24 protein-coding genes, 1 pseudogene and 1 riboswitch are annotated in these 25,453 nt (G+C 31.9%); of the genes and pseudogenes, 19 read left to right on the forward strand and 6 right to left on the reverse strand.

Annotated elements, in window-relative coordinates; all coding sequences use genetic code 11:
* The first annotated feature begins 6 nt into the window (after positions 1-6).
* The 3 genes from G558_RS0104100 (at position 7) to guaA (ending at position 5,969) form a co-directional block, all read left to right on the forward strand.
* On the forward strand, positions 7-2,604 hold the full coding sequence (locus tag G558_RS0104100; RefSeq protein WP_028829037.1) for a cation-translocating P-type ATPase: 2,598 nt from the start codon (positions 7-9) through the stop codon (positions 2,602-2,604).
* Between the two features lie 186 nt (positions 2,605-2,790).
* Positions 2,791-2,886, forward strand: a riboswitch (purine riboswitch).
* Between the two features lie 83 nt (positions 2,887-2,969).
* Positions 2,970-4,433: an IMP dehydrogenase gene (guaB, locus tag G558_RS0104105; protein ID WP_028829038.1), complete on the forward strand. Its 1,464-nt coding sequence runs from the start codon at positions 2,970-2,972 to the stop codon at positions 4,431-4,433.
* A 3-nt stretch (positions 4,434-4,436) separates the two neighbouring features.
* Complete coding sequence (gene guaA, locus G558_RS0104110; RefSeq protein WP_028829039.1) at positions 4,437-5,969, forward strand: glutamine-hydrolyzing GMP synthase; 1,533 nt, start codon at positions 4,437-4,439, stop codon at positions 5,967-5,969.
* An 85-nt stretch (positions 5,970-6,054) separates the two neighbouring features.
* On the opposite strand, the gene G558_RS0104115 is transcribed toward guaA, so the two are convergent.
* Together G558_RS0104115 and G558_RS0104120 are read right to left on the reverse strand one after the other, a co-directional pair.
* Positions 6,055-7,632 (reverse strand): RNA-dependent RNA polymerase family protein, encoded by a 1,578-nt coding sequence (locus tag G558_RS0104115; protein ID WP_028829040.1) that lies wholly within the window; start codon positions 7,630-7,632, stop codon positions 6,055-6,057.
* Entirely contained in the window at positions 7,610-8,128 is a 519-nt protein-coding gene (locus G558_RS0104120; protein WP_028829041.1) for a helix-turn-helix domain-containing protein, read from the reverse strand. The genes G558_RS0104115 and G558_RS0104120 overlap by 23 nt, the downstream gene beginning before the upstream one ends.
* A gap of 146 nt (positions 8,129-8,274) precedes the next feature.
* Between G558_RS0104120 and G558_RS0104125 the strand changes: the two genes are divergently transcribed.
* From G558_RS0104125 to G558_RS0104200, 15 genes and pseudogenes are all read left to right on the forward strand, one after another.
* A complete protein-coding gene (locus G558_RS0104125; RefSeq protein WP_028829042.1) occupies positions 8,275-8,469 on the forward strand; it encodes a helix-turn-helix domain-containing protein in 195 nt (64 codons plus the stop codon).
* A 21-nt stretch (positions 8,470-8,490) separates the two neighbouring features.
* Positions 8,491-9,591: a site-specific integrase gene (locus tag G558_RS0104130; RefSeq protein WP_028829043.1), complete on the forward strand. Its 1,101-nt coding sequence runs from the start codon at positions 8,491-8,493 to the stop codon at positions 9,589-9,591.
* On the forward strand, positions 9,572-9,886 hold the full coding sequence (locus G558_RS12340) for a plasmid mobilization protein (RefSeq protein ID WP_051188453.1): 315 nt from the start codon (positions 9,572-9,574) through the stop codon (positions 9,884-9,886). Before G558_RS0104130 ends, G558_RS12340 begins: the two co-directional genes overlap by 20 nt.
* A gap of 187 nt (positions 9,887-10,073) precedes the next feature.
* Complete coding sequence (locus G558_RS0104140; RefSeq protein WP_028829044.1) at positions 10,074-11,027, forward strand: AAA family ATPase; 954 nt, start codon at positions 10,074-10,076, stop codon at positions 11,025-11,027.
* 222 nt (positions 11,028-11,249) lie between these two features.
* Positions 11,250-11,588, forward strand: coding sequence for a plasmid mobilization protein (locus tag G558_RS0104145; protein ID WP_028829045.1), 339 nt, complete (start codon positions 11,250-11,252; stop codon positions 11,586-11,588).
* On the forward strand, positions 11,549-12,571 hold the full coding sequence (locus G558_RS0104150) for a relaxase/mobilization nuclease domain-containing protein (protein WP_071604449.1): 1,023 nt from the start codon (positions 11,549-11,551) through the stop codon (positions 12,569-12,571). Before G558_RS0104145 ends, G558_RS0104150 begins: the two co-directional genes overlap by 40 nt.
* Positions 12,561-12,833 carry a hypothetical protein gene (locus tag G558_RS0104155; protein WP_028829047.1) on the forward strand — a complete coding sequence of 91 codons (273 nt, stop codon included), beginning with the start codon at positions 12,561-12,563 and terminating at the stop codon, positions 12,831-12,833. The genes G558_RS0104150 and G558_RS0104155 overlap by 11 nt, the downstream gene beginning before the upstream one ends.
* A gap of 35 nt (positions 12,834-12,868) precedes the next feature.
* Positions 12,869-13,420, forward strand: coding sequence for a hypothetical protein (locus tag G558_RS0104160; protein WP_028829048.1), 552 nt, complete (start codon positions 12,869-12,871; stop codon positions 13,418-13,420).
* A 160-nt stretch (positions 13,421-13,580) separates the two neighbouring features.
* Complete coding sequence (locus G558_RS14155; protein ID WP_207636195.1) at positions 13,581-13,748, forward strand: hypothetical protein; 168 nt, start codon at positions 13,581-13,583, stop codon at positions 13,746-13,748.
* A 153-nt stretch (positions 13,749-13,901) separates the two neighbouring features.
* A complete protein-coding gene (locus G558_RS0104170) occupies positions 13,902-14,654 on the forward strand; it encodes a PD-(D/E)XK nuclease domain-containing protein (RefSeq protein ID WP_028829049.1) in 753 nt (250 codons plus the stop codon).
* 335 nt (positions 14,655-14,989) lie between these two features.
* Entirely contained in the window at positions 14,990-16,708 is a 1,719-nt protein-coding gene (locus G558_RS0104175; RefSeq protein ID WP_028829050.1) for an ATP-dependent nuclease, read from the forward strand.
* Positions 16,698-18,470 carry a UvrD-helicase domain-containing protein gene (locus tag G558_RS0104180; RefSeq protein ID WP_071604450.1) on the forward strand — a complete coding sequence of 591 codons (1,773 nt, stop codon included), beginning with the start codon at positions 16,698-16,700 and terminating at the stop codon, positions 18,468-18,470. The genes G558_RS0104175 and G558_RS0104180 overlap by 11 nt, the downstream gene beginning before the upstream one ends.
* Before the next feature lie 133 nt (positions 18,471-18,603).
* Positions 18,604-19,110 (forward strand): annotated as a pseudogene (locus tag G558_RS12345) (PDDEXK nuclease domain-containing protein).
* A 128-nt stretch (positions 19,111-19,238) separates the two neighbouring features.
* Positions 19,239-20,057: a DUF429 domain-containing protein gene (locus G558_RS0104195; protein ID WP_028829053.1), complete on the forward strand. Its 819-nt coding sequence runs from the start codon at positions 19,239-19,241 to the stop codon at positions 20,055-20,057.
* A 427-nt stretch (positions 20,058-20,484) separates the two neighbouring features.
* Positions 20,485-21,510 carry a PDDEXK nuclease domain-containing protein gene (locus G558_RS0104200; protein ID WP_028829054.1) on the forward strand — a complete coding sequence of 342 codons (1,026 nt, stop codon included), beginning with the start codon at positions 20,485-20,487 and terminating at the stop codon, positions 21,508-21,510.
* A gap of 225 nt (positions 21,511-21,735) precedes the next feature.
* Here the strand turns inward: G558_RS0104200 and G558_RS12350 are convergent, their stop codons facing one another.
* The 4 genes from G558_RS12350 to G558_RS0104220 form a co-directional block, all read right to left on the reverse strand.
* Positions 21,736-22,041 (reverse strand): DUF4298 domain-containing protein, encoded by a 306-nt coding sequence (locus G558_RS12350; protein ID WP_051188455.1) that lies wholly within the window; start codon positions 22,039-22,041, stop codon positions 21,736-21,738.
* A 67-nt stretch (positions 22,042-22,108) separates the two neighbouring features.
* Positions 22,109-22,858 carry an N-acetyltransferase gene (locus G558_RS0104210; RefSeq protein WP_028829055.1) on the reverse strand — a complete coding sequence of 250 codons (750 nt, stop codon included), beginning with the start codon at positions 22,856-22,858 and terminating at the stop codon, positions 22,109-22,111.
* Between the two features lie 177 nt (positions 22,859-23,035).
* On the reverse strand, positions 23,036-23,737 hold the full coding sequence (locus G558_RS0104215; RefSeq protein ID WP_028829056.1) for an MgtC/SapB family protein: 702 nt from the start codon (positions 23,735-23,737) through the stop codon (positions 23,036-23,038).
* Between the two features lie 77 nt (positions 23,738-23,814).
* Positions 23,815-24,123, reverse strand: a complete 309-nt coding sequence (locus G558_RS0104220; protein ID WP_028829057.1) for a PadR family transcriptional regulator — start codon at positions 24,121-24,123, stop codon at positions 23,815-23,817.
* 113 nt (positions 24,124-24,236) lie between these two features.
* On the opposite strand from G558_RS0104220, the gene chrA reads away from it, so the two are divergent.
* Positions 24,237-25,439 (forward strand): chromate efflux transporter, encoded by a 1,203-nt coding sequence (gene chrA / locus G558_RS0104225; protein WP_028829058.1) that lies wholly within the window; start codon positions 24,237-24,239, stop codon positions 25,437-25,439.
* Positions 25,440-25,453 lie beyond the last annotated feature (14 nt).

A 25,453-nucleotide genomic window follows, 5' to 3' on the forward strand; every position in this document is an offset into this window, starting at 1 on the left:
TAAGACGTGAATTATTTTAATCAAGATCCATCGCAAGTTATGAAAGAGCTTAAGACTACGGTAAGTGGTTTAAGTAGCGAGCAAGTAAAGAGCAGGATAGAAGAAAGCGGATATAATGAATTAAAAGAGGGGAAGAAAAAAACAACCCTTGCAATGTTTGCGGATCAATTTAAGGACTTTTTAATTATTATTCTTATAATAGCGGCAGGAGTATCATTTGCCTTTGGAGAAGAAAAAAGTGCTATAACAATCGGGGTAGTCCTTATTCTAAATGCCATACTTGGAGTCGTTCAGCAAAAAAAAGCAGACAGTTCGCTAAACAGCCTTAAAAAACTCTCAGCCCCATCAGCAAAAGTTATAAGAGATGGACAAGCCCTGTCTATACCAGCAAGAGAACTGGTGAGTGGAGACATTGTAATGCTCGACGCAGGAGACTATATACCAGCGGACGGAAGAATAATAGAATCAAGCAGCCTTCAGGTCATAGAAAGTTCTCTGACAGGAGAATCCACTGCAGTTGACAAAATTTCCCAATCCATAGAAAAAGAAGGAGTAGCACTTGGAGACATGATAAACATGGTGTTTTCATCAGGCCTTGTAACTTATGGAAGAGCAAGATTTGTGGTTACTCATACAGGCATGGATACCCAGATTGGTAAGATAGCTACCCTGATTCAAAGTGCAAAAGAAAGAAAGACACCACTTCAGGAGAGGCTCGATGATTTCAGTAAAAAACTTGGAATAGGAATAACTTTTATATCAATAGGAATATTTGCGCTTAACATGATAAGAGGCGCAGAATTTATAGACGCATTCATGTTTGCAGTGGCACTTGCAGTAGCAGCTATACCAGAAGCACTGGCTTCGATTGTTACGATAGTAATGGCTGTAGGTACAAGCAAGATGGCAGCAAAAAATGCAATAGTGAAAAAACTTCCAGCTGTTGAAACGCTTGGAGGAGCATCAATAATCTGTTCAGACAAGACAGGAACTCTTACACAAAACAAGATGACAGTAGTCCACACATTCACTATAGATGGTGAAGATATGGCCATAGAAAGAAAAACAAACGCAGAAACAATGGTTGGGGTATCAGTGCTTGCCAATGACTCCAGCATAGGAAGCGACGGTAAAGAAATAGGAGACCCTACAGAGACAGCACTTCTCAATTTTGCGATCAAGAATAAAATGGATCTCGAAAGAGTCAACAAAAGATACCAGAGGCTTGCGGACATACCTTTTGACTCAGACAGAAAACTCATGTCGACCCTGCACAACTTCAAGGACAAAGATCATCTATTCACAAAAGGAGCACCTGATATCCTGCTTAGAAGGAGTACGAGAATACTTCGTGAAAATGAAATATATGATATGACTGAAGAAGAAAAAGATATATTTATAAGACAAAACCACAACTATTCTTCACAGGGCCTTCGCGTGCTTGCGTTTGCAATGACTGAACATAAAGATGATGTACTTGATCTGGAAGACGAAAAAGATTATATCTTTATAGGTATTATGGCTATGGTAGATCCACCAAGAGAAGAAGTAAAAGATGCCATTGCAAGGGCAAAAAAAGCAGGAATAAGGACGATAATGATCACGGGGGACCATAAGGTGACCGCATCTTCAATTGCAAAAACTCTGGGTATAATGGAAGAAGGAGACATAGCCGTCGATTCAATAGAATTTGAAAATATGTCACAAGAAGAATATGCAGACAAACTTGAAAAAATAAGCGTATATGCAAGAGTCTCACCAGAGAATAAAATCAGAATAGTACAAGCATGGCAAGACCTTGGCAAGATAGTAGCTATGACAGGAGACGGAGTAAATGATGCACCCGCACTAAAACAGGCTGACATTGGAGTTGCCATGGGAATAACAGGAACAGACGTTTCCAAAGATGCAGCGGCGATGGTCCTTGCAGATGATAACTTTGCAACAATAGTAGAAGCGGTATCAGAAGGTAGAACAGTTTATGAAAATATAAAAAGAGCAATACAGTTCCTGCTTTCAGGAAACCTTGGAGGAATCCTGACAGTGCTTTATGCGGCGCTTTTTGCACTGCCAAACCCATTTTCAGCCCTTCACCTTCTTTTTATAAACCTGGTTACAGACTCTTTGCCAGCTATAGCGCTTGCATTTGAACCATCAGATGAAAGTCTTATGGATTTAAGACCAAGAAAGAAAAATGAGAGTATATTTGCAGGAGGACTAATCTGGAAAATAGCAATGCAAGGTTTCCTTCTCTCGATAGTTACTACTATTGCATTTGTAATCGGACTTAAAACTGCAGATGTAAAAACAGCTCAGACACTGGCTTTTTCAACGCTATGTCTTTCAAGGCTGGCATATGGATTCTATGTAAGGAGCAACAGGCCAATACTTCAAGTTGGTATTCTTACCAACAAATATATGATAGGGGCAGTTGTAGTAGGAATAGCACTCACCGTAATGGTGCTGACAATACCATTTATATCAGAAGTTTTTGAAGTAACAAGTCTTTCTGCAGACCTGGTAAAATACCTGTTCATACTCCCACTAATCCCGCTTTTAGTGATGGAAAGTACAAAATATTTTCAAAAACATACAAAATTTTAAACCAAAATACAAAATGTTTATAAAGAAATCAGTGAAAATGTACGGATTAATATCAATGTGTACGGCAAATATTGACAATATTGTTCAATTCTGTTATTGTTAGTATACAAAAACAACGGAAACACAGATTTTTTATAAAAAACAGCTAAAATTATCAAAAAAATGTAGTAATACTATCAAATAAATTGTATAATAAAATTTAACGCTCATATAGGCTGACAAAATGGGTCAGTGTATCTACCAAAAACCGTATTTTTGACTATGAGTGCTTTGTTTGAGTACCTCTCACACATGCACCCGAGTGTAGCAGTGTGAGTTTTTTTATACATTTTTATTAAATTTATATTTTACAAAAGGAGTAAAAAATGGCAAAGTTATTAAAAGAAGCGTTAACATTTGACGATGTACTTTTGGTGCCTCAAGAATCGAATGTATTACCAAATGATGTAAACCTGGAGACATTTCTTACTAAAAAAATCAAATTGAATATACCTGTAATGAGTGCCGGTATGGACACTGTAACAGAACATGAAATGGCCATAGCTATAGCAAGACAAGGTGGAATAGGAATAATCCATAAGAATATGTCTATCCAATGCCAGGCAGAAGAAGTAGACAAAGTAAAACGTTCCGAGCATGGAATAATAACAGATCCATTTTATCTTCAAAAAGACAATACAATAGAAGAAGCAGATGCACTTATGGCAAGATTCAGGATATCAGGAGTCCCAATAGTAGATGACAGTCACACACTAATTGGTATAATAACAAACAGAGATATCAGATTTGAGCAAGACTTCAGCAAAAAAATAGAAGAATCAATGACATCTGAAAACCTTATAACAGCAAGAGAAGGTATTGCATTAAGTGAAGCAAAAGAAATCTTGAGAAAACATAAAATCGAAAAACTGCCTATAGTTGACGAGAATAACAAGCTCAAAGGACTGATAACAATAAAAGACATAGAAAAGAAAATAATGTTCCCAGATTCAGCAACAGATGAAAATGGAAGACTTTTGTGTGGAGCGGCAGTAGGAGTTACAGAAGACATGCATGAGAGAATAGATGCATTAGTTGAAAAAAAAATAGACGTAATAGTGATAGATACAGCTCATGGACATTCAAAAGGAGTAATAGACGCAGTTAAAAAAGCAAAAGACACATATCCAGACCTTCAGATAATTGCAGGAAACGTAGCAACAAAACAAGCAACCAGAGCACTTATAGAAGCAGGAGCGGACTGTGTAAAAATAGGAATAGGGCCAGGTTCTATCTGTACAACAAGAGTAGTCGCAGGAGTAGGTGTTCCACAAATAACAGCAGTAATGGACTGCTACGAAGAAGCAAAGAAAACAGGAACTCCAATTATAGCAGACGGAGGGATAAAGTATTCAGGAGATGTAGTAAAAGCCATAGCAGCAGGAGGATCAGCAGTAATGCTTGGATCACTTCTTGCAGGAACAAAAGAATCTCCAGGAGAAATGATAATATATAAAGGAAGATCATTCAAATCATATAGAGGAATGGGATCACTCGCAGCAATGGAAAAAGGTTCAAAAGACAGATATTTCCAAAAAAATTCAAAAAAACTCGTTCCAGAAGGCGTAGAAGGCATGGTAGCATACAAAGGCGAAGTGTCAGATCTTATATTCCAGATGGTGGGTGGACTCAGAGCAGGAATGGGATATTGTGGAACTTCTACAATAAAATCATTGATGGAAGACTCAGAATTTGTTAAAATAACAGCAGCGGGATTAATAGAAAGTCATCCCCATGATATCACAGTTACAAAAGAAGCGCCAAATTATAGCGCTCGGGTAGGAGAATAGAAGATGAAAAATGAAATAGTTCTGGTAATAGATTTTGGTGGACAGTACAATCAGCTGATTGCAAGAAGAGTCAGAGAATGCAACGTATACTGCGAAGTACACCCATACAAGATAAGCATCGACAAAATAAAAGAAATAAACCCAAAAGGCATAATCTTTACAGGCGGACCCAATAGCGTCTATGAAGAAAACTCACCACAGATAGACAAAGCAGTATTTGATCTGGGAATACCAGTACTTGGACTTTGCTACGGCATGCAGCTTATGGCCCATACCCTTGGTGGAGAAGTAGTGCAGGCACAGGCTAATGAATTTGGAAAGACTCAAACAAAATTTGATACCTCATCACCACTCTTCAAAGACCTTCCAGAAGAAGCAATAGTATGGATGAGCCATATAGACTACGTAACACAAATGCCGGCAGGTTTTGAAAAAATAGCGCAGACAAAAGACTGCCCTGTAGCAGCTATGCAGAATAAAGAAAAAAACCTATATGCAATGCAGTACCATCCAGAAGTAAACCATACACAAAAAGGCGTAGACATGATAAAGAACTTCCTTTTTGAAGTTTGTGAGTGCGCAGGCGACTGGACAATGGAAAACTATGCAAAAATAGCAATAGACACAATCAAAAAACAAGTAGGCGATGGAAAAATCCTGCTTGCACTTTCAGGTGGAGTAGACTCATCAGTAGTTGCAGGGCTTATATCAAAAGCAGTAGGAAAACAGCTTACATGCATATTTGTAGACCACGGCCTTATGAGAAAAGACGAGGGAGACGAAGTAGAAAAAGCATTTGGAAACTCAGGTATGAATTTTATCAGAGTAGATGCAGAAAAAAGATTCCTTGACAGGCTTGCAGGAGTAGCTGATCCAGAGACAAAGAGAAAAATAATAGGCGAAGAATTCATAAGAATATTCGAAGAAGAAGGAAAAAAAATAGGTTCAGTAGACTACCTTGCACAAGGAACCATATATCCAGACGTAATCGAAAGCGGAGTAGGAGATGCAGCAGTAATAAAATCACACCACAACGTTGGAGGACTTCCTGACTTTGTAGACTTTAAAGAACTTATAGAGCCACTCAGACTTCTTTTCAAAGACGAAGTTAGAAAACTTGGACTAGAAATTGGACTTCCAGAATACCTTGTATGGAGACAACCCTTCCCAGGACCAGGACTTGCAATAAGAGTAATGGGGGAAATAACAAAAGAAAAACTGGATATCCTCAGAGAAGCAGATTTCATATTCAGAGACGAAATTGCTAAAGCAGGGATAGACAGAGACATCCACCAGTACTTTGCAGTCCTCACAACAACAAGAACCGTAGGCGTAATGGGAGATTTTAGAACATATGACTATACACTTGCACTTAGAGGAGTTACAACAACAGACTTTATGACAGCAGACTGGGCAAGAATACCATATGATATACTCGAAAAAATCTCAAGCAGAATAGTAAATGAAGTAGATCATATAAACAGAATCGTATACGATATAACGAGCAAACCACCAGCTACGATAGAGTGGGAATAGTAAACAAAAACCGTACAGACCTTGAAATTAAAAGGTTTGTACGGTTTTTGTTTTGTTTGTGATATTATTTTGATATTATTATAGGTTAATCATAATATGAAGGATCATAATTTTTATCATATTCATCATGTTTCAATTCTAAGTAAGAAGAAATTTTATCTTTTACGATTGGTATATCATTAATTATAGGTATTTTTGATTCTAAATTTGATTTATAGAAATCAATGTAAGATTGTGTATTATTTTTAAAAGTACCATCAAGCGTTTTGGGTTTACATTTTTCAGGAACAAGATATTTAATTATACTATTATTAATATCTGATAATAAATCCTCACAATATAATATAAGATGATAATTTTGAAACCAGTATTCTTCGCTTGTTTCAAATCTTAATTCATTAATATCTTTTTCATCAAATATGTTATCTTTTAAGTAATATGATATAAGAAGTTGATTGTCTGATTTTAGTACTTTTTCTTTTTGGGAAATAAGGATATCTTCAAATTTAAAAATTTTTATCGAATAATAATAATATAATTGCTCTTCATTAAATTGTTTTTTTAAAGATTCAAAGAACCTTATTCTAAAAAACTCTTTCAATTTGTCTTTATTAAAACTTGTCATAGCTTCAAACTTATCTATAGAAAATAGCATTATTTCTGGAGCGAAATTCATTAAAAAACATAATTGATGATAATCATAACTCTTTAAAATAAATTTATTAAGATTTAGATTTCTAAAATATTTTGTTTTAAAGAAATTAATTAAAAATGATGTTTTTAGTTTCTCATTAGATAGTTTATCTATGTTATAAATTAGTAAGTTTATAAAAATTAATTTGTTAGATTCTGATTTGTCATCATATTTTTGATTACAAGTAGCAATAAGTTTTTTCCAATAACGTGCAACCAGATTGATTTTATTAAAGGACTCATATGACAGAAATTCTTTTTTATGCTCATTACGTTCAAGATTATGTTTTTCAAGAACTTGGTCAAATATTTTAATGATAGTATTGTTATCAGCCTTATTGCAAAAAAAATAAAAATCATCGGAAAAATATGAAAAGTTACAATTGATATCGTTTTCTCTAATGAGCGTTTCTAACGAATCGCTTATAATAGAAAGTTCTTTTTCAGCAAAATACAATGATATGTAGTTTCCCATTAATAAACCATTAGTTGCACCAGAATTTAAATTGCTCAAGTATGAATCAGTTGTTTCGTTATTAGGTATTACGTAGTGTGTGTATATTCTACCATAATACTCTTTTATGTCTAACTTTATTAAATTGTCATATATACATAGATTAGAAAAATCTCCTTCAAGTTGTTTATCATATTCTCCAGAAATAAAATCACCAGTTTGTATATTTGCAGAGAGCCTTTTATGAGGATCTGATATACTTTTGATATCCTCAAAATCATTGATTTTATAACAGTAGTAATTGTATGATGCTACAAAATTTAGTATATTAGGTATTTTAAGAGTACGATATTTATCGTGTTCTTTTTTTATTCTAAACTTAAAGGGTTTTGACCAAGATAATTTACCAATATTGAATTCAGAAATGTCATCCGGATATTTCATTTGGTCTATATTTATGAAAAAGCGTATGCTATTTTTAAAATTATATACATTATTTAGATTTTGATTTATCATTTGTTCTCCATTTTTTTGAAGGTTCAAATTTGCCACAATCATCACAAGTGTCTGGCCAATTTATTTTCCACTCAAAATATTCTTCTTTTGTTATAACTCCAGTTGCTAATTCTTCTTTTCTTATTAACCATTCTTTTAAGAAATCATTTATAAGTTTATATTTAAAAGAAATGGCAATTCTTTCTTGGGGAAATGATGAATCCGTGTCATCAATTATTTTGAACAATGGAATAGAGTAATGATCATCAAGCTCGAACAAACTAAACATAACATCTTCAGCGGCATAGAGTGAGGATTCATTTAATGCACACACATTAATATTTAGTGCATTTGCAATATTTTTCAACATATCTTCTTTAGGTATTTTAGAATTATTCTCATACTGTCGAATTCTTACATCAGCAGTATTTTCTGAAAATCCACACAAGATTCCAAGTTGTTTCTGAGTCATATTCCTATATTTTCTAATTTTTTTTATTTTATCTCCAATTGTCATTAAATCACCTCTTTAGGGACAATTTTAACATAAAATATAATATGTATAAAGAATTATTTAAAATTAAAGCTTGACAATGATAATACAAATTATATAATATAAACAAAACAGAACCTTTTGAGTTCTGAAACGAGAGGAGAAAAATTATGGAAAAGAAATTATTTGTAAAAGCAGAAGAAGTAGCAAATGATTTAGAGGTTTCGGTTGCAACCGGATACAAAATTATTAGAAAGCTCAATGATGAACTACAGGAAAAAGGCTTTATAGTTGTCAGTGGCCGCGTTTCACGCAAATATTTCGAAGAAAGATGCTACGGTCTGAGTGAAAAAACCGCTAATTAATTTGCTGAAAGGAGATAACAATTGCCTGCATACAGAGATACCGAACGTGGAACATGGATGTTGAGATTTTATTATGAGGATTGGCAAGGTCAAAGGAAATCCAAATGCAAAAGAGGATTTAAGACAAAATCTGAAGCTCTGACTTGGGAACGTGAATTTCTTCAAAGAACAAATTTTGATTTAGAAATGACTTTTGAAAATCTTGTCAAAGTTTACCTTGAAGATATTAAGCCTAGAATTAAATATAATACTTATCTTACAAAAAAACATATTATCGATAAAAAAATATTACCATATTTTGCAAATAAGAAAGTGAATCAGATAAAACCGTCTGATATTATAAAGTGGCAAAACGAGCTTACGGTCTTTAAGCAAGATAATGGAAAACCATATTCAAAAACCTATCTCAGGACAGTTCAAAATCAATTTAATTCAGTTATGAACTACTGTGTAAAGATCCACAATTTGAGCAAAAACCCAGCTCATTCAGTTGCAAAAATGGGGAAAGCTAAAGGCAAAGAGATGCAATTTTGGACGCATGATGAGTACAGAGAATTTGTAAAACACATATCAGACAAACCAATGTCATATATTGCGTATGAGATACTGTTTTATACAGGATTGAGAATAGGAGAGTTACTTTCACTAACAGGAGAAGATATTGATTTAGAAAAAAGGACAATGAGAATTAACAAATCTTATCAGAGGTTGGAAGGAAAGGATTATATAACTGATCCCAAAACAGAAAAGAGTAACAGAATTATCGACTTGCCTGAATTTTTATGTGATGAGTTAAAAACTTATATGGATTCACTTTATGGATATATGTCAACAGACAGGATATTTAACATAACAAAAAGTTATTTGCATAAAGAGATGGATAGAGGATCAAAACTTTCAGGAGTAAAAAGAATAAGGCTTCATGATCTGAGACATAGCAGCGTAGCTTATTTAATTTACTTGGGGTTTGATGTTCTTCAGGTGGCTCAACGAACAGGACACGAAGCTATTACCATAACTTATGACTATGCACATTTGTATCCAAGTAAACAAAAAGTAATGGCGGAAAAACTTGATTTTGAGCGTAGAAAGGAAAATGAAAATGAAGACAGCGAAGATTGAAAATAGAAAGAGGGATATTGTAGTAGGATTTAGAATTTCTAAGGAAGAACGAGACATCCTGGATAACAAAGTAAGGATTTGTGGATATACAAAGCAGGAATATCTCATAAAAAGCGCTTTAATGCAAAGACTTCTTGTAGTAGGAGACAGGAAGGTTTTAAATGAATTTAGAGAACAATTAAATTCTATAGAAAAAGAGTTAAAGAGAATAGCCTCAATAAACGATTTTGATGAAGTTAAATTTGAAAGCTTAAAAACAATATTGGAGATAATGAGAGAGATTAATAAACAATAATGAGGTGAATATTATAAAAAATTTTTACAAAAAAATATCATTTATTAATAAATTACAGTTTTATATGAAAAAAGCCTTTAATAAGATAAAGACTTTTTCATACTAAAAATGACAGATGTCATTGATTAGTATCCGCAAATACAGTATATCAAAGACATCTGTATATAACAATACGGAAGAGGTCAAAATGACAAAAGAGTTAAAGCTTATAAATATGGAAGATGTAGAGGTAAAGGCGGTAGAATGGTTATGGTATCCATATATTCCATATGGAAAAATAACAATTCTTCAAAGTGACCCGGGTACTGGAAAAACAACCCTGATGTTGCAATTGGCAGCGTGGCTTTCAAAAGGTGAAGCACTACCTCTGCTAAATGAAGAATCAACGCCTATAAATATAATATATCAAACAGCAGAAGATGGACTTGAAGATACAATAAAACCGAGGCTTTTGAAATCTGGGGCAGACTGTAGTCGGATACTAGTAATAGATGAAAGCGAAGCTGAATTAACTATGAATGATGAAAGGCTCGAAGAAGCCATAGACAGAACGGGGGCAAGATTAGTTATATTAGACCCGATACAGGCATATGTGGGATCAAATGTAGATTTGAATAGAGCAAATGAAATAAGGCCAGTATTGAAACAATTGGGGAATGTAGCAGAAAGACATAATTGTGCAATCGTATTGATAGGACACATGAACAAATCCAGTAATTCAAAGTCAACCTACAGAGGATTAGGTTCAATTGATTTTCAAGCTACAGCCAGGAGTGTTTTAATTGTAGGAAGACTTAGAGACAAGCCATCTATTAGAATTATCGGTCATGATAAAAGCAGTCTTGCACAGGAAGGAAAGCCTATGGCATTTGAAATTGATGAAGAAGGCTTTAAATGGATTGGTGAATATGATATCTCAATGGAGGATATTTTATCTGGAACAGGAACAGAAAGCAAAATGAAATTAGCAGAGGATCTTTTAAAAGATATGTTGAAAGATGGAGAAAAATCTCAAATAGAAATACTGGAAAAATCAAATTTAATTGGGGTTTCAAAAAGGGTTTTAGACGAAGCAAAAAAATCATTAGAAGTAGTTTCAGTAAAGAAAGGTAAGTCCTGGTATTGGAAATTGAATATGTAAAATCCAACATTGCAACATTGCAGGGTATCTAGGTACTTGCAATCTTGCAACCTTGAATTTGATTTTTAAAAATGTGTATGTATGGGCTAAGGTTGTATATGCAAGCTCCCCTTAAAGAGTACACACAAACTAAAGTTTGAGTGTATCTTTAAAGCTTGTGGGGGGATAAATCCCCCTCAACCCCTACAAAAAAATAAAAGAGATAAACAAAAGGAGCTTAAGATGGTAGAAAATCGAAAGCGGCAAAATCAAATAAAGATCTATTTAAATGATAAAGAAACAGAACTTTTAGAAGAAAAATCTAAGATATTTGGAAAAAATAAAAGTGAATTTTTGAGACAGGGCATAATAAGGTCAGATCCGGAAGAACTTAGAAAATTTAATGATAATTTTGAAAAACTCATTATACAGTACAAAGCTGTAGGCAATAATATAAACCAACTGGCAAGAGCTGTAAATCAGGGGAGATTAAGAGTGGAATCTCAGGAATTTGAAAAACTCAGAATAGAGGTGAATAATATATGGGTGTTATTAAAGTCACTAAAGGAGGGAAGAGCTTAATACGAGCATTGGAATATGTAGAAAAGAAGTCATGTTTATCAAGTGGCAAGGATTGCTCGGATGACAGAAAATTTGCATTCAAAGAAATGATGAATACAAAGGATTTATTCGATAAAAAAGATGGAAGACAATACAAGCACTATATACAGAGTTTTGCACATGACGAGATTGATCCAAAACAAGCACATGAAATAGGACTGATATGGGCAAATAAAGTATTTGAGGGATTTGAGGTGTATGTAGCGACTCATGATGACAGACATCACATACACAATCATTTTATTGTAAATAGCGTTAATTTTTCAAATGGAAGCAAGCTGCATCTATCAAATAAAGATTTAGATAATATGAAAGCAATAAATGATGGAATTTGTATAGATAATGATCTTTCTGTGCCTGAAAAGAATACGAAAAATAAAGAAGTCAGGAGCTTTAACCAAGGGAAATACATGCTATTTAAAAGAATTGAAAGCGGAGAGAAAATAAAAAGTTATGTATTAGATACAGCGTTAGCTGTTCAGAGAGCGTTAGCAGAATCAAAAGGAAAAACTGATTTTATAGATAATTTAAAACATCAAGGATACAAGGTAATATGGCAGGAAAATCGGAAGAATGTAACTTTTATAGATGAAGATGATAATAAAGTGAGACTTTCAAATCTGGAAAAGACATTTAGAGAACCTAAATTTAGGAAGGAGAACATAGAAAATGAATTTAGAAAGTTTGAGCTTGAAGGACGAAAATCACAGTCAAGCGAGAAAAGAGGAACTCGAATCAACACAGGATACGCAGAAAATGAAGGATATAGGGAATGTTCCAGAAATTATGGGAATAAGTTACCAGAACAGTCTGGTGTTACAGTCACTGGAGGAATACAACAAAAAATACGAGATATTCAAAACGGAGTTTTCAAAACAACTGGAGATGAACAAGGAATCAGTAGAAGACGTAAAAAAATCGGTAGAGAAGATATTGAAAGGTAATGATGTACTAAATATAAATCTAAAGAAATCGTTGGATGAGTTTCAAAATGATATTGAAAATATGTATTTTTATAAAAATAGCGAGTTACAAGCTGTTACCGCAAGATATATTTCTGATCTGAAATCAGAAAAAGAAGTAATGAGCCTTAGACAAAAAAGCTATATGAAAAGAGGCAAAATAGTAGATTATCTTGTATATTTAAATTTGACAATAACTCCACTGCTTTGTGTATACTGTGCATATATTTATTTTAGTCAATAATATATTTTGCTAAAAGAATAAAAGAGGAGAAATTTATGGAGAAAGTGTCAATTGAAGCCTACTTAGATCTAAAAAAGAAAATCGAAGAAATAAAAGAAAAAAAACAAAATCTGGAATCGGAAATACGAGAATTTCAGAATGAAAGAATATTTTTGGAATCGGCTAATTGCAAAATTAGACAACACAATGACTCTATAAATAAAAATTTGGAAGTAAATAAAAAGCTGAGATTCTATCAATGTGCAGAAAAAAAGAAGTACAAAATATCATTGATGGAGGAGTTTGAAAGAATAGATATAATTGAAAATCAATTAATAAGTAAGTATGGTATTAAAACTTCACAGGAAATAAACTTATATTTAAATAATATAGATAATGAATTAGAGCGATTCAAAAGATACGTCGCAGCTCTAAATGTAGAATTATTAAAATCTGAGAATGCATTAAAATATATTGAAGGCAATTTGAACTTAGAATATGTAGAGTCAGCGCTAGATCATGAATTAGCGGACTGCAAAGGAATAAAAATGAATCTTGAAATATTGCGTTTAAGAAAAAGATTAATGGATAAGCAAAAAAGAAGATAACGATATGAAAGCCTGTAACCAAGAGAATTCTTATTACAGGCTTTTTATAATGTTTTATTCAAATGAAGATTTGTCAGTAAACCTTTAAATTTACAGACCGGAATGATATAATAAAAATAATACATAAAATATATATATCAGGTTCGAAAGGATGAGGCTAATGGGGAAGCGGAACTTATCTGAGGAGGATATCAAAGACAGATACATAACACATGCTATTATAGATTCGGGATTAGATATAAAGAAACAAGTGCACCTGGATATGCATTTATTGATGGAAGAATTCTATATGATGGAAAAACCAAAGAAATATGTAGTTAAAAATTAGGGCTTGTTTTCTGCTGCTGATCAGAAATTAAGAAGTTGAGTTAGGGGAGTAGCGGGATGTAATAGTTTTTTTATGATAGAATCGAAATGTGGTAATAGTATGTAATAAATAGCAGTGGCTTATGGAGAGAAAAAAGAAGGAGTGAGGCTATAAATGAATATAGAAAAAAATAATCATATTAAAATGCTAATTTTTCAATGTAAAACATTTAAGAATTCTGTTGAAAGAACATTGAATGATACTTCGACAATGGAATCTGGAAGATTTTCATCATTTAAAATGTACGCAGTTCAATATAATCTGTTAGCTAAAAATGCTACCGATGTATTGGAGATTGATTCAAGTACATTTGTAAAATTTGATATTGAGCAAATGCCAGGTTGGGGAGATAGTGTATGGCCGATTCAACGTCAAATTGTGGAATCTGTATTATTAAATATAGGTTTTATTTTGTCATATTTAGAAGTTGAAACAGATTTTGCAGATGATTCATTTGCAAATCTTGATAATTTTTTAAAAACAAAATTGAGAGCAGTGATTTTTGATAAACCGGATAGGGAAATACAGGTACAGAATGCAATTGAAAATTTATTTGTAGGAAGAAGTTGGATTAAAGGAATTGATTATGATAGAGAGTGTGGAAAGTTTGTATTTTCGGGAAAAGAATATATTCCTGATTTTATTGTACCGAAATTAAATTTATGTATTGAAGTAAAACTTCTTAGAGATGGAAAAAAATCGCGCATCATAGAAGAGATTAATGCTGATATAACAGCTTATAGTAAGAATTATGAAAGGCAGATGTTTGTTGTATATGACTTAGGCGTTATAAGGGATGAAGTGGAATTTAGAAGAGATATTGAAAATGCTAGAGATGATGTAAAAGTATTGATATTAAAGCATTAAATCAGGTATGGAAAATTAAATAGAGAAAAGGAAATATTTATTGATAACAAAAGTGTATTTTGGAACGATAAATCAAAGGTTAAAGAAAATAATAAGATAGTTGCAGAATATACATTATAAGATATAAGTAAACCTATTTGGGGAAGTGAATATAAATTGTGTGAGTATGTTCCTGAAGAGATGCGAGGTATTTTTTAAAGTATAATTCATAATATTCCAAGTCATAGAAAGCATTTATTGAACAAAAATTATTAGGTTTGACCATATATTTAATTATAATGATGATATATTTAGCTTATGGAAAAGATGTTTTTATCAAACTAATTGGAGGTTGTATGTATATATCAGAAATCAAAGGAATTAGTAATTATAGAAATTTATCAAATGTAGATTTCAGTTTTGATAAAAAAATAAATTTTGTGGTTGGCGAAAACAACATAGGAAAAACTAACTTAATTGAGTTGATGTCAAAATTGATAAAGGTTGGAAAGTTTGAGGAAAATGATTTTACTGATATTAGAGAGCCAATTGAAGTTACTTTTAAAATTGGATATAGTATTGAAGAAATAGGTTTTTTTGAAAATACTTTTGATATCGATGATACATATGCTATTACAATTACAGCTCGACAAGAAAATATTGACGATAGAATTGAGTATTGTCATACAGCATCAGGGAGCAATATAAATCTAAAGAACATCAAGATGTTGAATTTCATATATTATTCATCATTACGCTCACCTAATAAAGAACTTAGTTTTTCTAATAATATTGGAACTGGGAAAGTATTAAAATACATAATGAAAAAGAGCTTAGAGAGTAAAGACATTGAGCAAATGGATTTGTTAAAACAAGATGATGTAAATGAAGTCATATTAGAAGTTAACAGTAAATTTGATAAGCTGAATGGTTTGTCAAGTGAAAAGATTGAAGCGTTTTTATCTAATGATAATGAAAGCATTATAAACCGCTTATTGGAGATTGGAGATAGTAACGGTAGAAATATTTCAGAACTAGGAGATGGCTTACAATATTCTTTCAATATATTTTTAAATATTTTAGAATTATTAGTTAATTTGAAGACGACAAAGAAGGATGAAGATTTTGAAAGCCTTTTAATTAAATGTGATGAGGGATATAGATATCTGCCAATTATACTTGGATTAGATGAACCCGAAGTTCATCAACATCCGTTTCGTCAAAGAGCTTTAATCAAGAGTATACAAAGTATACTTGATGGACACAATGAAGCGTTTACTGAGATTATCCAGGAGCTTTTTGACATTGATGGATTCTACGGACAAGTATTTATTTCTACACATTCACCAAACATTATTTTAAATGATTACAGACAAATAACTCGTATATATAAAAGTGGTGCTAATATTGGAGCTACATCTGGTAATTCATTAATATTCGAACCGGATATTCATAAGCATTTAATGAGGAGTTTTGTATATTTCAAGGAAGCAATGTTTGCAAGGTCGGTAATTCTTGTAGAGGGAGATACAGAATATGGGGCAATTCCCATTTTTGCTGATAGACTTAAATACGACCTTGATGAAAAAAATGTAGGAGTTGTTAAATTAGATGGGGCTGATGGTGTTTTAAAATACTTGAAACTATTTGATGCTTATAAAATAGATGCAGTTGCTATTCTTGACAAAGACAAAGAATCTGATTATACAGGAAACCCTAAAATTAAGTTCACCTCAGGGGAAGATTTTGAGGAGGAGTTGTTTGATAATTATACTTTTAAAAAATATATCAGATACTTAGTTAGTGTGAGGAAATGTTCGTTTTTAGTAAGTATATTAAAAAGTAAAATTGAGGGGTTTCAAGCAAGCGATTTTATGAAAAATCCGACAAAATACAATATTACTGAGGAGACAGGTGTGAATGTAATGATGGAAATTAGGGATAGAGAGATTAATGAACTCAGAAATTTAAAGAATGCTATAAATGGAGCGTTATTAGCTAAATATGTAGATATTGTTCCTCAGTCGTTTGAGGACGTTATTAATTATGCTATATGTGGACTTTATGATAAATAGAGAAGAACTGATAGATAAACTAAAAGAGATGCATGGTAATGATGAAGAACAACTCAGTTTTATTACGTCTGATGAAAAGAGGATTTTAATAACAGCGAGTGCTGGTTGTGGTAAAACCAAAACGATGATAAGCAAAATTGCATATGAGATGACAACAACACTAAATCTGAATTTTAAGAAGATATTAGCATTAACATTTAGTATTAATGCTTCTACTAAAATTAGGGAGGATACAGCTAGTGCACTACCTAATGTACTTGGAGTGTATAACTTCAATTTAGATAAAAAATTGGATGTTTCAAATTATCATAGTTTTTCAACAAAACTATTGTTTAAACATGGATATTCACTAAATGAAAACCTTAAAAATATTGAAAATTTTAGAATAGTTCCCGAAGATGCAAATTTAATAAATGAATATTTAATTACTAATGAAATAGCATTGATATCTGATTTTTCAAGAGCTGTAAATGAAATAGATCTGGAAACTGTTGAAAGATTATTTAAAGACTATAAAAATATTATGCTGAATAAGTTAATTCCAAATAGCGTCATTACATATAATGGATTATTAGTTTTAGGATATGAATTACTTAAAAATCCTAAAATCAGAGATTTTTATATTCAGTATTATCCAATCATTATTGTAGACGAATTTCAAGACACCAATTGTTTATCTTATAATATTATTACTTCGCTGATATCTGATGATAATAAAGTCTACTTAATGGGTGATGACATTCAGAAGATATACAATTTTCTAGGTGCAATGCCGAATTTGTTTCAGAAAATGAAAGAGGATTTCTCAATGATACCTATGGAGTTTAGCACTAATTATAGATTTAAGGAAAATTCTCAGATGCTTGAATTAGATAATTACCTACGACAGATTTTTAGGCAATATGACGACATAGATAGTTTTCATGAGAAAGCAAGAATAAATATTGGTTTTTATACTAGCGAGAAAAAAGAGGTAGACAAGATTTATAAGGATATTAGCGATAAGGTAATGCTTGGATATGATGTTGCTGTATTAGTTAATAAAAAAAGTAGTGCTAAAAATATTATTGATCGATTTGAAACCGAAGGAACTCAATATTTTAATGGTTTATTTAGCGATACTGATAATGAATACCTAAGCTTTCATAAAATAGCATTAGAGAGCTTTGTTGCTGAAAGTGGTGCTAGTAAATCAATTGCAAAACGTGTTGTTAATAAAGTTATTTCAGATATTGAAATGAAAAAAATATTAATTACTAATGATAATATATTATTTAATTCGTTATTAAGGTTGTTAAAGGCACTATTTGAAAGTGTTAAAAAATTGGCAATTAGTAGAGAGGAAAAGTACAGTAAAATAATGTTTGTTTTATCGAATAACGGCCTTAAGCGATTGATGAATGAAATTAATGAAAATATTGTAATCACAACCATACATGGTTCAAAAGGCCTTGAATGGGATTATATTTATATTCCACAAATAAGACAAGGACAGTTCCCTGTTTATACTAATAATTCATTATGTAAATTGTGTAAGGAAGATGGTTGTGGAATTCAAGGAGCTTATCATTGTGAATTTACTTTTCCAAGTCATTTAAAGTCAAAGTTTGAGGAACAATTAAGCATATTCTATGTGGCTATAACAAGGGCTAAAAAAGATGCATATCTATTTGCAAACATTGAAAAAAATGATTGGGGTTATATTCAGAAGAGAAGCTGTTTAACAGCTTTACCAAACTTAGAAATGAACCGAGATTTTTAATAGAAAATGTTAAATATTATAAAATGTGATAGATTTAGAGTGTCTAATACAGAGGAAGCATGTGGAAATTACAAGTATCAATATTCTAATAAACATTAAAAACGTTAAATAGCTTTTGACCATATGTTTAGCGATGAAAAAAAAGAATTATTATGTATTTGATTTTATAACAATGCGTGAAGAAATGAATGAAAGAGACATAGAAGCCGAACTTGTAAAGCGGGTTACTCAGCTTTTATTAGAAATGGGATCGGGATTTGCATTTTTAGGAAATTAGTATCATTTGAATGTAGGTGGAGATGATTATTATCTGGATTTGTTATTTTATAATTCAAAACTTAGATGTTACGTTGTCATTGAACTTAAAACTGGAAAATTTAAGCTAGAATATGCCGGAAAACTAAATTTCTATCTTTCAGCTGTAGATGATTTGATAAAGAACGATGAGGACAATTCAACAATAGGGATAATACTATGCAAAGAGAAGAACATGATAGTTGCAGAATACTCATTAAAAGATATCAGCAAACCTATCGGGGTAAGTGAATATAAATTGTGTGAAGATATACCTGAAGATATGGTTGGAACTTTACCAAGTATTGAAGAACTTGAAGATAAATTGGAAAGCATAATAGAATAGCATGATATTACAATAATATTATAGATATCTGAACTTCATTGGATTATGTACAGTAAACGTATATGTTGCAGAATGAAATATGATGTAAGGGTTGAATAAATCACTAATTAGTTTGAATGGAGAAGAGAATGGTAGTATTAGGAATAGACGCCGCATGGACAGAAAATCATCCATCTGGAGTATGTTTGATAAGAACAATTGAAGATAATTCATGTGAAGTTATTCGAGCATCAAGTTCATATAGTTCGTTTATATCAAATTGTAATAATGTCGAGGTAAAGCCGGTAGGTTCAAAACTTGTAATTGGTGAAATTATTGGTGCGTTAAAATCTTTTGAATTCGATTGTATAGCTATTGACATGCCATTATCTAATGAGCTAATAACAGGTAGAAGGAGTAGTGAAGGCAAAATTTCTAAATATTATGGAGCAAAAGGTGCAGCAACACATAGCCCTAATAGTATTCGACCAGGGAAACTTGCTTTGGATATAGTAATAGAAGCAAGGGAATTGGGATATACTTTGTCTCTGGTGGGAGAAGAAAGTTATGGTAAATCTTTAATTGAAGTATATCCACACGCATCAATTATTGAATATCTAGATTTAGATTATAGATATATGTACAAAGTTAGTAAGAAAAATAAGTATAATGAGTGGAAAGATCTAAAACCAGAAGTAAGAGATGATTTATTAAAAACGCAATTAAACAAATTGATTATATATTTAAAAACTAGGCTTATCAATATTGATGAATTTTTACCCTTACTTGACCTTAATAAGAAGTATACAGGATGGCAGTTGAAAGAATATGAAGACATTATTGATTCATCGTTTTGTGCTTTGACGGGTGTTGATTATATGAATAGAAGAACTATTGGATATGGAGGCCTTGATGGTACTATATGGGTTCCAGACAAAAGAAAAATCTTTGATGAAATTTCAGAGTAAAATAGTATTTATATTGTCTTGTGATATTACCATGATATTAAAAAACCTGTATGATACAAATAATCACTAAAAAATATGATTTTTAATAAAATGAAACCATTGATATAATTGAGTTACAAATTATTAAAAATGTAACTTTGTCGAGTGGGAATAAGTTAAAAATTTATATATTATATAGAAATAGCAGGTAGTCTACGGATTATCTGCTGTTTTATGTATTATACATATTTTACGATTTTCAGGCTAAAACAGATAGACTTATAATATCACAAAAAACTCATTGCGTTTGTGCTTACAAAATACTGGAATGTAAGCACAAAAGTAACATGTTGAGAAGCAAGTTCAAAATATCATATCATTATTTTAATGAATATATTTCCGATTATGTTATAATTAATATAAATTTAGGTTATAAGAGGGGAAATATATGCTAGAGAATAATAAAAGTTATAATAAATTTCTGATAGAGATAAAAACTCAGATCAAATCTTCTCAACAAAGAGCACTGCTTGCAGTAAATAAAGAACTGATTTTACTCTATTGGAATATAGGAAGTAAGATATTGGAAGCTCAAGATAAAGAAGGTTGGGGAGCTAAGATAATTGAAACACTTTCAAAAGAACTAAAAAATGAATTTCCGGATCTGACAGGTTTTTCATCAAGAAATTTAAAATATATGAGGAATTTTGCTGAAACATATAGAGATTTTCTATTTGTGCAACAGGTTGTTGCACAAATACCATGGGGTCATAACTTGGTTTTAATTGAAAAAATCAAATCATATGAGCAGCGACAATGGTATGTATTGAAAACAATCGAAAATGGCTGGTCGAGAAATACTCTGGTTCATCAGATAGAAAGTGATTTATACAGCAGGCAGGTTACTGTTGAAAAGACAACAAACTTTATGAGCCAACTTCCTGTTCCTCAAAATAAATTGGCATTAGAGACATTAAAAGATCCATATGTATTTGATTTTATAACAATGCGTGAAGAAATGAATGAAAGAGACATAGAAGCCGAACTTGTAAAGCGGGTTACTCAGCTTTTGTTAGAAATGGGATCGGGATTTGCATTTCTAGGGAACCAGTATCATTTGAATGTAGGTGGAGATGATTATTATCTGGATTTGTTATTTTACAATTTAAAACTTAGATGCTACGTTGTCGTTGAACTTAAGACTGGAAAATTTAAGCCAGAATATGCCGGAAAACTAAATTTCTATCTTTCAGCTGTAGATGATTTGATAAAAAGCGATGAGGACAATCCAACAATAGGGATAATACTATGCAAAGAGAAGAACAAGATAGTTGCAGAATACGCATTAAAAGATATCAGCAAACCTATCGGGGTAAGTGAATATAAATTGTGCGAAGATATACCTGAAGACATGGTTGGAACCTTACCAAGCATTGAAGAACTTGAAAATAAATTGGAAAGCATAATAGAATAGCGTGATATTACCATGATATTAAAAATCTTATATAATGCAAATAATCACTAAAAAATATGATTTTCAGTAAAATGAAACCATTGATATAACTGAGTTACAAATTATAAAAAAAGTAACTTTATCGAGTGGGAATAGTAAGAATAATTTGACATACTATATAGAAATGGAGCTATTTCCCGACAGCCCCTTTCTATAAACTTTTAAATGTTATACCAACAACAATTATTATTCATCCATTTTATCTTTAATTTGCATAGACCTGATTTTTTGTTTTAATTCAAAATTATCGATTAACATGGTATGAATTCCATCTTCAGATAAGACGCCACGATTTAAATCTTTGGGTATTTTGTGTTTTCTGTCATCCTCAAAATCTTGAAACCACTCTTTGCTTCCATAGTAAGCTGATACTTCTTCTATTTGTTCTGAAGTACCAATATAATGATTTAAAGCATCTTGAAGATCACGGACAGCTTTAATAGAATCATTTAAATTTCTTTCCATAAGTTTTATACGTTCTATTTGATCCATAAACACCCTCCTTTCAAAACTTGTTAGAACTATTATCATATAACCTATAGAGCCATGAATCCTTTTTTTATTGTACCATACCCAATATTTTTTTAAGATATCCCACATTCAATAAATGTACAGTTTCAAACTTTCCATCATAGAATACCGCCCAATTATTAAAAACACAGGGCATAGTTTTTGCCTTTTCCAATGTATCTACTTTTACTAAATTGAGTTTGACTTCATTAGCTTTGCAATATGTTTCAATTTCTTTGATACAGTTTGGGATATAAGGACATTGTAATCCATAATATATTGTTAGGTCTTTGTTTTCTATCTTTTGATTTTTTGCGGAATCAGTAAAATGAGGATGAGTGCCATCAAAGGACATTGCTAAGAGCTCATATTCTTCATTAATAGTATCTACTGTTTTAAAACCTTGTTTAATCATAAATTTCTTATCGCTGAGAAATGGTTTCTTTTTCTTGGAGCTTATTACACAGATTCCTGACTTATTTTGTCTTTTAGCATCATTTATACAGTATTCTAAAAGTTCTTTGCCATGTCCATTTTTCTTAAAATTACCTGAAACCCATAGACAATAAATGTACATATAATTAACTCCTGATACTGGTGTCCAAGCTGTTTCAAGAGGAGAATATTCAATAAATACCTTACCTCTTGCATCTAGTTTTCTAAAAACATGCCCTTGGATAATCCGCTCTTTAAGCCATTCTTTTTTCACATCTACACCAGCCTGATGTTTTTTATCAGCAATTGCACAACAAATATGCTCTTTTTCTATATTATCTATCGTAATGTCTATAAAACTCAACTTACTACCTCCTTGTACAATGTAGTTAGTAAGTTGAATATACTGTAACATAGAAAACTTACTAATTATGGCAATGTCTTTCTTGTCTTATATTTCAAAGCATGGAAAGGGGAATAGAAACTTATTAGCAACTTGCATTATAGCGTGGCAATAATAAGAATAATATTATAACTTAAATTACTTATGCACGTTATTTTTTTCTACGCTAACAATATTTTCTGTAGTTGATAATTTCAAAAGGATACCTTGAAAGTCGTTATCAGTATTTTTTATTCTAAAGACATTTTCTTGAATTATATGATCAGCAAAAAAAACACTATGATAAGATGAAATTTCATATTTAAAAGAAAACTCTTTTAAAGTATTTGTTATTTCGGTCAGAGTAGAAGATCCTCCTGTATACTTAATGACAAGACTATAAGATCTGTGAACATTGAAAAAACGCTTAAATATAAATAAAGTTGAGATTACAAATAGAAATCCAAGTATCCCAATAGAATAAAACCCCATACCTATAGCTAGTCCAATATTTGCAACAGTCCAAATGGATGCGGCGGTAGTAAGGCCAGATATAGTGCTTTTAGTAACAATTATAGTTCCAGCACCTAAGAAACCAATACCACTGACAACCTGAGCTATTAGCCTGGAAGCATCAGAAGTAACACCAATAGGCCGCGAGGGATTGGCTAAAGCAAGATCTCTTACATAGTCTGTGATTTCTACTTGCATTAAAGCTACTAAAGTTGCACCAATAGCAACAAGAATATGTGTCTTAAGGCCCGCGTTACTTTCATTTATTTCTCTTTCATATCCGATCAGACCCGAAAAAACCAGAGCTAAAAATAATTTTAACAGTATTACATCGATATTCATCCACATTTTTCACACTCCATACCATATAAAAAGAATTATAGTTAAAGGTCTACCGCCTAATATTTCAAGCGTTCATACTACAATTAGTCTTTAATTTCTTTGAATAGCTCATAAGCCTTTTCTCTAGCTTTATTTAAAATCTCAATACCAGGTATTGTTATAGAATAATACTTTCTAACTCTTCCTTCAACAGTTTTTTCTGTACTTTCCAAAAGTTTACTAGACTCCATATTATGAAGAATAGGATATAGTGTTCCTGGACTCATATCATATCCATGTTCGCTAAGTTCTTCTATTATCCATGCACCATAGAAAGGTTCTTGTTTTGCATGATGGAGAATATGAATTTGTATAAAACCTAAGAATAATTTTCTTAAAATTTTGTCTTGCATTTAAATCACTCCTCATATACAATCTACATAACGAAACTCGATATCGGTTTCAATTAGTAGTATATCATTAAATATATTTCATTTCAACAGATAATTAACAGAAAGGATATTTCATGATGAAAATAAAAAACAAGTTAGAAAATCAGGATAGAGCTGGGTGGATAACTTTTTTAAAAGATGTATTTATTTGTTCTTTGGGAGCTTATGGGGGACCAGAAGCTCACTACGGTGTCTTTACGGATCAAATGGTTATAAAGAAAAAATATTTAACTGAAGAAGATCTTGTAGAACTTATTGCTTTGACTTCCATTTTGCCTGGACCAAGTAGTACACAGACAATTGTATCCATTGGGTATAAAATTGGAGGACCAGCTTTAGCATTTCTTACTATGTTAGTGTGGGCTATACCTGTGCTCATATTGATGACCCTTCTTTCATTTTTAAGTGGATTTTTAGTTGAAATGAACATATCCCAAGATGGGCTCCGTTACATTGGGCCGATGGCAGTAGGATTTATTATTGTAGCAGCATATCGTATAGGAAAAAAAGTAGTAACTGGTAAAATTGCTTTGGCATTATTCCTTTTTGGAGGAATAATCACTTACTTTATCAGGGCGCCTTGGATTTATCCATTAGTGCTGCTTACCGGTGGAATAGTCAGTGTTAAAACCTCTAAGGAAAATAATTTATGGCATAGCATAAAAATAAATCCTCCCTGGATATATTTGATTGTATTTTCAGTACTTGCAATAGCTAGCCTACTCATGAGTTTTATATGGGACAATCGAATTCTTAATCTATTTGAGAGCTTTTATCGTTATGGCTACTTAGTTATTGGGGGAGGGCAAGTAGTAGTGCCACTTATGTATAGTGAATTAGTAGAAGTAAATCACTACATGACAAATCAAGAGTTTTTGACTGGATTCGGACTTGTACAAGGACTGCCAGGACCTATGTTTAGCTTTAGCGCCTATGCAGGTGGAATGGCAGCTCGTCAGGGCGGCCCCCTGATTCAAGTTTTAGGCGCTATGGTAAGTGGTATTGGAATATTTTTGCCAGGGCTTCTTTTAATTTACTTTGTATATCCAATATGGGAACGGTTAAGGGAAATAAAAGGGATAAGGGTTTCTTTAAAAGGAATTACTGCAGTGGCCAGCGGATTAATAGCGGTAGCTTCAATAATTTTGATGCAAAAGAGTGGGCTTTCAATAGATAATATTTTGATTACATTTTTTACGGTTATAATATTGTTAACAAAGAAAATTCCAGCACCATTAATCGTGATTGTGACTTTAATTGCTGGCTTCATATTTTAGGGAATTTTATTCAT

Source organism: Proteocatella sphenisci DSM 23131 (assembly GCF_000423525.1).
Classification (GTDB): Bacteria; Bacillota; Clostridia; order Peptostreptococcales; family Filifactoraceae; genus Proteocatella; species Proteocatella sphenisci.

What these genes read in the sequence shown, in the direction of transcription:
- G558_RS0104170 (WP_028829049.1), top strand. Translation starts at nt 13,902, where the DNA reads ATGAATATAGAAAAAAATAATCATATTAAAATGCTAATTTTTCAATGT.
- G558_RS12340 (WP_051188453.1), top strand. Translation starts at nt 9,572, where the DNA reads ATGAAGACAGCGAAGATTGAAAATAGAAAGAGGGATATTGTAGTAGGA.
- G558_RS0104145 (WP_028829045.1), top strand. Translation starts at nt 11,250, where the DNA reads ATGGTAGAAAATCGAAAGCGGCAAAATCAAATAAAGATCTATTTAAAT.
- G558_RS0104160 (WP_028829048.1), top strand. Translation starts at nt 12,869, where the DNA reads ATGGAGAAAGTGTCAATTGAAGCCTACTTAGATCTAAAAAAGAAAATC.
- G558_RS14155 (WP_207636195.1), top strand. Translation starts at nt 13,581, where the DNA reads ATGGGGAAGCGGAACTTATCTGAGGAGGATATCAAAGACAGATACATA.
- chrA (WP_028829058.1), top strand. Translation starts at nt 24,237, where the DNA reads ATGATGAAAATAAAAAACAAGTTAGAAAATCAGGATAGAGCTGGGTGG.
- G558_RS0104140 (WP_028829044.1), top strand. Translation starts at nt 10,074, where the DNA reads ATGACAAAAGAGTTAAAGCTTATAAATATGGAAGATGTAGAGGTAAAG.
- G558_RS0104200 (WP_028829054.1), top strand. Translation starts at nt 20,485, where the DNA reads ATGCTAGAGAATAATAAAAGTTATAATAAATTTCTGATAGAGATAAAA.
- G558_RS0104195 (WP_028829053.1), top strand. Translation starts at nt 19,239, where the DNA reads ATGGTAGTATTAGGAATAGACGCCGCATGGACAGAAAATCATCCATCT.
- G558_RS12350 (WP_051188455.1), bottom strand. Translation starts at nt 22,041, where the DNA reads ATGGATCAAATAGAACGTATAAAACTTATGGAAAGAAATTTAAATGAT.
- G558_RS0104115 (WP_028829040.1), bottom strand. Translation starts at nt 7,632, where the DNA reads ATGATAAATCAAAATCTAAATAATGTATATAATTTTAAAAATAGCATA.
- G558_RS0104220 (WP_028829057.1), bottom strand. Translation starts at nt 24,123, where the DNA reads ATGCAAGACAAAATTTTAAGAAAATTATTCTTAGGTTTTATACAAATT.
- G558_RS0104175 (WP_028829050.1), top strand. Translation starts at nt 14,990, where the DNA reads ATGTATATATCAGAAATCAAAGGAATTAGTAATTATAGAAATTTATCA.
- G558_RS0104125 (WP_028829042.1), top strand. Translation starts at nt 8,275, where the DNA reads ATGGAAAAGAAATTATTTGTAAAAGCAGAAGAAGTAGCAAATGATTTA.
- G558_RS0104150 (WP_071604449.1), top strand. Translation starts at nt 11,549, where the DNA reads ATGGGTGTTATTAAAGTCACTAAAGGAGGGAAGAGCTTAATACGAGCA.
- G558_RS0104120 (WP_028829041.1), bottom strand. Translation starts at nt 8,128, where the DNA reads ATGACAATTGGAGATAAAATAAAAAAAATTAGAAAATATAGGAATATG.
- guaB (WP_028829038.1), top strand. Translation starts at nt 2,970, where the DNA reads ATGGCAAAGTTATTAAAAGAAGCGTTAACATTTGACGATGTACTTTTG.
- G558_RS0104180 (WP_071604450.1), top strand. Translation starts at nt 16,698, where the DNA reads ATGATAAATAGAGAAGAACTGATAGATAAACTAAAAGAGATGCATGGT.
- guaA (WP_028829039.1), top strand. Translation starts at nt 4,437, where the DNA reads ATGAAAAATGAAATAGTTCTGGTAATAGATTTTGGTGGACAGTACAAT.
- G558_RS0104215 (WP_028829056.1), bottom strand. Translation starts at nt 23,737, where the DNA reads ATGTGGATGAATATCGATGTAATACTGTTAAAATTATTTTTAGCTCTG.